The following is a 1998-nucleotide window of genomic DNA, read 5'->3' as shown; positions in this document are numbered from 1 at the left end:
CGAGGCCGAGGCCTGGCCGCCCCAGCAGTCACCGTCGGATGGCGCAGCCAGGCGCGCCCGTCCGGCGTCAGCGCCAGGCCGGCGGCGACGCCGACCACGAAGGCGATCGTCAGTGCGTTGACGCCAGCACGCAAAACCTGTCCCCCGAAGCCACCTCGAACCGTGCCAGGCTTTTACCCTATCGCCGGTCGCGCGCCACCGTTCGCCCGCGTGACGCGAGCAAAAGGTTAACGGCGCCGTGATGGCCCGCGACCGCGCCGCACTTGCCCCGCCCCCTCCCGCGCGTTACGGACGACCCAAGGCCGTCGATATTCATCGGACGGTGAAAACATGAGGAAGCGATGCGGAAGATCTTCCCCGATCCGGCGGCCGCGCTGGAGGGCCTGACCTTCGACGGCATGACCGTCATGTCCGGCGGCTTCGGCCTCTGCGGCATCCCCGAGAAGCTGATCGCGGCGCTCCGCGACAGCGGCGTCAAGGGGCTGACCGTCATCTCCAACAACGCTGGCGTCGACGGCTTCGGCCTGGGCCAACTCTTGGAGACCCGCCAGATCGCCAAGATGATCTCGTCCTACGTCGGCGAGAACAAGGAGTTCGAGCGCCAGTACCTGGCCGGCGAGCTGCAGCTGGAGTTCAACCCCCAGGGCACCCTGGCCGAGCGCATCCGCGCCGGCGGCGCAGGCATCCCGGCCTTCTTCACCGCCACGGGCGTCGGCACCCTGGTCGCCGAAGGCAAGGAAGTGCGCGACTTCGACGGCCGCAAATACGTGATGGAGACCGGCCTGGTCGCCGACCTGTCCATCGTCAAGGCCTGGAAGGCCGACGAGCGCGGCAACCTGGTGTTCCGCAAGACCGCCCGCAACTTCAACCCGATGATGGCCACGGCCGGCAAGGTCACCGTCGTCGAGGTGGAGGAGATCGTGCCGACCGGTTCGCTCGACCCCGACCAGATCCACACCCCGGGCGTCTACGTCGACCGCATCGTCAAGACCGTGTCCGAGAAGCGCATCGAACAGCGCACCGTCCGCCAGAGGGAGGCTTCGTAACATGCCCCGCACCCGCGAACAGCTGGCCGAGCGCGCCGCCCAGGAGCTGCAGGACGGCTTCTACGTGAACCTGGGCATCGGCATCCCGACCCTGGTGGCCAACTACATCCCGGCCGGCATGGAAGTGACCCTCCAGTCCGAGAACGGCATGCTCGGCATGGGCCCCTTCCCCTATGACGACGAGGTCGACCCCGACCTGATCAACGCCGGCAAGCAGACCATCACTGAAATCCCCGAGAGCAGCTATTTCTCGTCCTCGGACAGCTTCGCCATGATCCGCGGCGGCCACATCAACCTGTCCATCCTGGGCGCCATGGAAGTCGCCGAGAACGGCGACATCGCCAACTGGATGATCCCGGGCAAGCTGGTGAAGGGGATGGGCGGCGCCATGGACCTGGTCGCGGGCGTCAAGCGCGTCGTCGTCGTCATGGATCACGCCAACAAGCACGGCCAGTCCAAGGTCCTGAAGGCCTGCACCCTGCCGCTCACCGGAACCGGCGTGGTCAGCCGCATCATCACCGACCTGTGCGTCTTCGACGTCAAGCCGGACGGCCAGGGCCTGGAGCTGATCGAACTCGCCGACGGCGTCACCCTGGACGAGGTCGCCGCCAAGACCGAGGCTGCCTACACGGTGAAGCCGGGGCTCGCGGCCTAGCCCCCAGGGCGTCTTGTCATAGCCGGGACGATGAAGCGCGCACCTGTTCCTTCGTGATGCAAGCGGCGCCGTTGCGGGCGAACCCAAGTCGTAGTCATAGTTCCCTTCAGCCCGTCGGGAGAGCGGGCCGAGGTGGGAGGCCGACATGGCGGACGGAAGCGCCTATCGCTGGCTGGGAAGCGCGCCCGCGCCCGATCCCGCGCGGCTGGACGCCATCGACGCGATCTGGGACGAGGCCGGCGTCGACGCCTTCGCCGAACCCGCCCGCCTCGCCGCCCTCGAAGGCTGGATCCGCGC

2 protein-coding genes are annotated in these 1998 nt (G+C 68.0%); both read left to right on the top strand.

The features are described 5' to 3' along the window. Positions 1 to 341: 341 nt before the first annotated feature. Positions 342 to 1046: a CoA transferase subunit A gene (locus AC2W7C_RS17200; RefSeq protein WP_486002461.1), complete on the top strand. Its 705-nt coding sequence runs from the start codon at positions 342 to 344 to the stop codon at positions 1044 to 1046. Position 1047: 1 nt separating this feature from the next. Continuing rightward, a complete protein-coding gene (locus AC2W7C_RS17195; RefSeq protein WP_486002460.1) occupies positions 1048 to 1701 on the top strand; it encodes a 3-oxoacid CoA-transferase subunit B in 654 nt (217 codons plus the stop codon). Positions 1702 to 1998: the final 297 nt, after the last annotated feature.

Source organism: Brevundimonas sp. CURTG3B2_SDJG (assembly GCF_057364705.1).
Note: the sequence above shows the minus strand (reverse complement) of the source record. Positions and strands in the feature narration are given on the sequence as shown.